We start from the raw sequence: 7,095 nt of genomic DNA on the forward strand, positions 1-7,095 counted from the left end.
CCGGCTTGCCAACCGGGCCTTTCGGCCCCACTTAAGTGATTCAATGAATTCACAAAAGTCGACGCCACTCACCGCTTTCCACCCCGCCGTCGCCGATTGGTTCGCGAGCACCTTCGCCGAGCCCACGGCGGCGCAGGCGGCGGCGTGGCCGGCGATCCGCTCCGGCCGGCATACCCTCGTCGCGGCGCCGACGGGCTCGGGCAAGACCCTCACCGCCTTCCTTTCCGCCATCGACATGCTGGTGCGCGAAGGCGTGGAAGAGGGTGGCTTGCGCGACCGGACGACGATCCTCTACGTCTCGCCGCTGAAAGCGTTGTCGAACGACATCCGGATCAACCTCGAAGCGCCGCTGGCGGGCATCCGCGACGAACTGCGCAAGCAAGGGCTGCCCGACCTCGAAATCCGCAGCGCCGTGCGCACCGGCGATACACCCTCGTCCGACCGTGAGCGGATGAAGCGCCGGCCGCCGCACATCCTCGTGACCACGCCGGAATCGCTCTACGTGCTGCTCGGTTCGGAATCGGGCCGGGCGATGCTGCGCGACATCCGCGAGGTGATCGTCGACGAGATCCACGCCGTGGCGGCCAGCAAGCGTGGCAGCCACCTCGCCATTTCATTGGAGCGGCTGGAATCCCTCGCCCAGCGGCGAATCACCCGCATCGGCCTTTCCGCCACGCAGAAGCCGATCGAGAAGGTCGCCGCCTTCCTCACCGGAAGCGAACGCGAAGACTGCGCCATCGTCGACATCGGTCACTCGCGCCATCGCGACCTCGCGCTCGAGGTGCCGCCGGTGCCGCTCGAGGCGGTGATGTCGAACGACATGTGGGAACTGGTCTACAACCGGCTCGGCAACCTGATCGAGCAGCACCGCACCACGCTCGTCTTCGTGAACACGCGGCGCATGGCGGAACGCGTCTCGCGGCATCTCTCCGAACGGCTCGGCAAGGAGGCGGTCACCGCGCACCACGGCAGCCTTTCACGCGAGCAGCGCCTCGACGCCGAGCAAAGGCTGAAGCGCGGCGAGTTGCGCGCGCTCGTCGCCACGGCCTCGCTCGAACTGGGCATCGACATCGGCGACGTCGACCTGGTCTGCCAGATCGCGTCGCCACGCTCCATCGCCGCCTTCCTGCAACGCGCGGGGCGTGCCGGCCACGCCGTGGGCGGCACGCCCAAGGCCCGCCTGTTCCCCACGTCACGCGACGATCTCATCGAGTGCGCGGCGCTGCTCGATTGCGTGCGCCGTGGCGAACTGGACGCGCTGGTCCTCCCACGCGAACCCCTCGACGTGCTCGCCCAACAGATCGTGGCCGAGGTCGCCTGCCAGGAATGGGACGAGGACGCGTTGTTCGACCTCGTCCGTCGCGCATACCCGTTCAAGGACTTGAAGCGCGAGACCTTCGACGAGACCGTGCGCATGCTGGCCGAGGGATTCACCACGCGCGTCGGCCCGCGCGGTTCGTACATCCACCGCGACGCCGTGAACAAGCGCTTGCGCGAGCGCCGCGGCGCGCGGCTGACCGCCGTGACCTCCGGTGGCACGATTCCCGACACCGGCGATTACAACGTGCTGCTCGAACCGCAGGCGATCATCGTCGGCACGGTGAACGAAGACTTCGCGGTGGAAAGCCTCGCCGGTGACGTCTTCCAGTTGGGCAACCGCTCGTATCGCATCCTGCGCGTGGAGATGGGCCGCCTGCGCGTCGAGGATGCACAGGGCGCGCCGCCGAACATTCCTTTCTGGCTGGGCGAGGCGCCGGGCCGCACCGACGAACTGTCCTCCGGCGTGTCGCGCCTGCGCGCCGACATCTCGGCAGCCTTCGACGAGGGCGGACGCGAAGCCGCGCTCGCGTACCTCGTGGAAACCCTGTCGCTTTCGAAGCCCGCGGCCGAGCAGATCGTCGACTACCTGTTCCGCGCGCGCGCCGCGCTGGGTGCCCTGCCGACGCACGACACCCTGGTGATGGAGCGTTTCTTCGACGAGTCCGGCGGCACACAACTCATCATCCATACGCCCTTCGGCAGCCGCATCAACCGCGCCTGGGGCCTGGCCTTGCGCAAGCGTTTCTGCCGCAAGTTCAATTTCGAGCTGCAGGCGGCCGCCACCGAAGATGCGATCGTGCTGTCGTTGTCCACCAGCCACAGCTTCCCGTTGGACGAAGTGGCGCGCTACCTGCATTCGAACTCGGCCGAGCACGTGCTGGTCCAGGCCTTGCTCGACGCGCCCCTGTTCGGCGTGCGCTGGCGCTGGAACGCCACCACGGCGCTCGCCCTGCCGCGCTTCAGTGGCGGCAAGAAGGTCCCGCCGCAATTGCAGCGGATGAAGAGCGAAGACCTGCTCGCCACGGTCTTCCCCGACCAGGTCGCCTGCGCGGAGAATCTCGTCGGTGAACGGGAGGTACCCGACCACCCGCTGGTGAAGCAGACGCTCGAGGATTGCCTGCACGAAGCGATGGACAGCGAAGGCCTGCTCGGCGTGCTGCGCGGGCTCGAGTCCGGCGCGATCACCATGGTCGCGCGTGACCTCGCCACACCTTCCCCACTGGCGGCCGAGGTGCTCAGCGCGGCGCCGTATGCCTTCCTCGACGATGCGCCGCTTGAGGAACGCCGCACGCAGGCCGTGCAGTCGCGCCGCTGGAACGAGGCGGAGAGTGCCGACGACCTCGGCCGGCTCGATCCCGAGGCGATCGCTTCGGTACGGGAAGAGGCCTGGCCCGAGGCTCGCAGCGCGGACGAGATGCACGAGGCCCTGGTCCAGCTCGGTGCGGTCACGCTCGACGAGGTACGCGACAACCCCGGCTGGACGAAATGGTTGTCGATGCTTTCGGCCGATGCGCGCGCGACGCGGCTCTCCCATGAGGGTGTGTCGTTGTGGGTCGCCGCGGAACGCTTGCCCGCGTGGCGAGCCATCCGCCCAGGCGTCGGCATGACGCCCGCGATCGCGGCACCCGCCGAGTTCGAGGCGCAGGCATGGACGCCTGAATCGGCGCTCGTCGATATCGTCCGCGGACGCCTCGGCGGACTCGGACCGGTGCCCGCCATCGTCCTCGCCACTTCCCTTGGGATCGCGGTGGCCGACGTCGAACTGGCCCTGGCTTCGCTGGAGAGCGAAGGCTACGTGATGCGCGGCCCTTTCTCCCCCGGTACGTCCGAGGTGGAATGGTGCGAGCGCCATCTCCTCGCGCGCATCCATCGCTACACCATCGGACGCCTGCGCCGGGAAATCGAACCGGTCGCACCGCGCGACTTCCTCCGCTTCCTGCTCGACTGGCAACACGTGACACGCGCGACGCAGGTGGCGGGGCCGGATGCGCTCGCCGGCGTCATCGGCCAGCTCGAAGGCTTCGAAGCCGCGGCGGGCGCGTGGGAATCGGAACTGCTCCCCGCACGCGTCAGCGACTATGGCATCGGCTGGCTCGACGACCTCTGCCGCGCCGGACGCGTGGTCTGGAGCCGGCTGCGTCTGGGTACCGGCAACGGTGGCCCGGTAAGGGCGACGCCGATCGTGTTGCTGCCACGTCGTCAGTTGGCCGTCTGGTCAGCGGCGGCACCCGCCACGAACGACGAGCAGCCACTGTCGTCGCGTGCGCAGGCCGTTGCCGATGCCTTGCGCGACGAAGGGGCCCTGTTCTTCGACGAGCTCGCGTCGACGACACGCCTGTTGCGCACCGAGCTCGAAGATGCGCTCGGCGAGCTGGTCGCCGCGGGCCGCGCCACGGCCGACAGCTTCGCCGGATTGCGCGCGCTCCTGCTTCCCGCCGCCAAGCGAAACGGCAATCGCCACCGGCGCACGCGGCGGCACATGCTCAGTGGCATCGAGGACGCCGGACGCTGGGCACTGGCGCGGCGGCCGAGCGAAAAACGCAACGATGCGGATGGCCTCGAGCACATCGCGCGCGCCTTGTTGCGCCGCTACGGCGTGGTCAGCTGGCGCATCCTGGAACGCGAGGCGGCATGGCTGCCCGCGTGGCGCGAGCTACGGCGCGTGTATCACCGGCTGGAGGCGCGCGGTGAGATCCGTGGCGGCCGTTTCGTCGATGGCCTCGTCGGCGAACAATTCGCCTTGCCCGAGGCACTGGCGGCGCTGCGTCAGATCCGCCATCGCGCGCACGATGGCGAAATCGTATGCATCGCCGGTACCGATCCGCTGAACCTGGTCGGCGGCATCGTCGCCGGAAGCAAGGTGCCGTCGACGATTGGCAACCGCATCGCCATCCGCGACGGTATTCCGCTGGCCGCGATGATCGCCGGCAAGTTCGTCACGCTCACGCCATTGGAAGGCGACGACGAGCGCGAAGCCCGCTCGGCCTTGCAACGCAAGGCCGACATGCGCTCCATGCCGGCCTGAAGCCCCTTTTTTGGGAACCCGCTCTTGTGGGAACCTGCTCTGGTGGAAGCTGCCCTGGTGGAGGCCTGCTCTTGTGGAAGCCGACTTTGTCGGCGATTGGGTGCTTGCCTCAAGCTGGCCCGCTGCCGCGGGATCGCCGACAAAGTCGGCTCCCACAGGATCTCCCAAAGGATCCCCCATAAGGGCTTCCACAAGGGCCCCTACCAGGGGCCCGACCAGGGCTTAGGGGCCCGGCCAGGGCTTGGGGCAAGCACCCATCGCCGACAAGGTCGGCTCCCACCGAACCCCCGGCCCGCAGGGCGCCGGCGCAGCGGGGCCTGATTCATCGGCCATCAGCGCAGTTGCACGTCTCCCAGCACCCATAGTTTCGGGCCGGGCTTGCCGGTGACGACGAAGCACAGGTCGTGCGTGCCTTCGCGCTTGGGCAGGACGCCATCGAGTGTGGCGCGGCCATCCTTCGCCTTCGCCAGCGGAATGCTGGTGAGCCTGGGCCCGTCGCAGGTGTCCTGGTGCACTTCCAGTTCGCCGGCGCCCGAACGCGCCTTGCGCGCGACGATGCCCTTGGCGTCTTTCCACAGCGCGTAGTTGTAGGGCAGGCGGTCCACCGTCACCGCGATGCCATAACGACCGTCGAGCTTCACGCCCTTCCACACCCAGCAGGTGTCCATGATGTCCACCTTGTACACGGGACGCTGGCCATTCACCGCATTGGGCGATTCCAGGCGCAGCACGAGCTTGTCGCTGCACGTGTCCAGTTCGTCGCTGGTCCGGCGCAAGAGCGACTTGGCGTCGATCTCGCGATCACGCGGGCCCGCCAGGCCGAATCCACCGGCGAACGCGTTCGCGCGAACCGTGGTCGGCAGCGAGACATCGAACGGACCGGCATAGGCGGTGGACTGCGCTGTCGGCGCGGAACCGTCGGTGGTATAGCGCAGCGTGCCGTAACCGCTCTGGTTGGAGAGCACGACCTTCGCCTTGTCCCCGCCGGCCGCCTCGGCCTGGATGGCGACCGCATATGCGCCATCGGAAGGAACGATGCCCGCCGCACGATAACGGGACATCTGCGCCGGAAGACGCGCGATGAAGCCGCTCCAATCCGCCTTGGGCGACCACGTGCGCTCGGCCAGCGCGGCCATGCGCGGGAAGATGGCGTGCTGCGTGCGGTACCAGTTCGGCAGGTACTCGCTGAATACCGTGACCTGCGCGCCGAGCACGTGGCTGGCCTTGTCCGGCGCGATCTCCGTCGACACCGGCTCGAAGTCGTAGAGCGTCTTCAACGTCTGCCCGGAAGGGCGGCCCGGCTGCTCGTCGGGAAGGCTGGATTGCAGCTGGTCGAGGTAGAGCGTCGGCGACGGCGCGAGCACGACGTCATGACCGGCGTTGGCCGCCTTGATCGCACCCTTGGTGCCTCGCCACGACATCACCGTGGCACTGGCGGGTACCTTTCCATCGAGGATCTCGTCCCAGCCGATCAGTCGGCGGCCATGTTTCTCCAGGTAGTCGCCGATGCGCGCGATGAACCAGCCCTGCATCTGTTCCTCGTCGGCGATGCCGAGCGATTTCATCTTCGCCTGCACCGTCTTCGAACGTTCCCATTCGTCCTTCGCCGCCTCGTCGCCACCGACGTGGATATACGTGGACGGGAAGACCGCCATCACCTCGTCGAGCACGTCCTGCAGGAAGACGAAGGTGCCGTCATCGACGTTGTACAGCGCGGTGTTGACGCCCCAATCGGACGATACGGAAAGCTTCTTGCCACCGGCGCCGAACTTCGGATACGCGGCGACCGCGGCCTGCGCGTGTCCCGGCATCTCGATCTCGGGCACCACGGTGATATGACGCTCCGCCGCGTAGGCCACGATCTGCTTCGCCTCCTCCTGCGTATAGAAACCGCAGTACGGATGATCGGCGTCGCCGGTCAGCGCGACATCGGGGCCGACGGGCTGGCGGCATGCGCCGATTTCCGTGAGTCGGGGATACTTCTCGATCTGCAGGCGCCAGCCCTGGTCGTCGGTCAGGTGCCAGTGGAAGGTATTGAGCTTGTGCATCGCCATCTGGTCGAGCAGGTGCTCGATCTCGTTCACCGACTGGAAGTGCCGGCTGGAGTCGAGCATCAGGCCACGCCATTCGAAGCGCGGCGCGTCGACGATATGCACGCCGGGGACGCCGTTCTGCGCCGCGGGGTCGGTGAGCAACTGCCAGTAGGTCACGGCACCGTAGAACAGGCCGGTTTCATCGTTGGCCGCGATACGCACGCCGCCGCCATCGACGTCGAGCGTATAGGCCTCGCGTCCCTTGATGCTGGATACGGTGGCGAGGGTGATGCCGCCGCTCCTGGGCTTGCCCTCGACGATGGCCGGGGTGAAACCCTTGGCCTGGCGGACCCAGCCCTGCAGTTGGACCGCGACGCGCCTGGCCTGCGTATCGCCCTGCGCCACGTTGATCGGCGTGCCCGCATCGAGGCGAAAATGCCCTGGCGTGCGCTGCACCTGCGCGGGCATGGGAATGAGGGATAGCGGAGTGTCGTCGACGGGACCGGCTTCATGCCTCGGCTGGTTGGCGCAGGCGGCAAGGCCTGCGGCCATGGCGAGGAGGAGGATTCGGCGCATCGAGGGCTCCTGTCTGATCGGTTGATGACTCGGTGGATCGGTGGATCGGTGGATCGGTGGATCGGTGGATCGGTGGATCGGTGGATTGTGGCGGTAACCGGTGACGCTGCCTACCGTGGTGGGAGCCCGCTCTGGTGGGGG

General features: G+C 67.8%; 2 protein-coding genes. One reads left to right on the forward strand and one right to left on the reverse strand.

All coding sequences use genetic code 11. The features are described 5' to 3' along the window. The first annotated feature begins 43 nt into the window (after window positions 1-43). Window positions 44-4,345, forward strand: coding sequence for a DEAD/DEAH box helicase (locus tag ACR9ZJ_RS01060; protein ID WP_481286565.1), 4,302 nt, complete (start codon window positions 44-46; stop codon window positions 4,343-4,345). A gap of 332 nt (window positions 4,346-4,677) precedes the next feature. Here ACR9ZJ_RS01060 and ACR9ZJ_RS01065 read toward each other — a convergent pair whose 3' ends face one another. Further along, window positions 4,678-6,954, reverse strand: coding sequence for a family 20 glycosylhydrolase (locus ACR9ZJ_RS01065; protein ID WP_481286566.1), 2,277 nt, complete (start codon window positions 6,952-6,954; stop codon window positions 4,678-4,680). Window positions 6,955-7,095: the final 141 nt, after the last annotated feature.

Source organism: Luteibacter sp. KNZ12-1A, assembly GCF_056755675.1.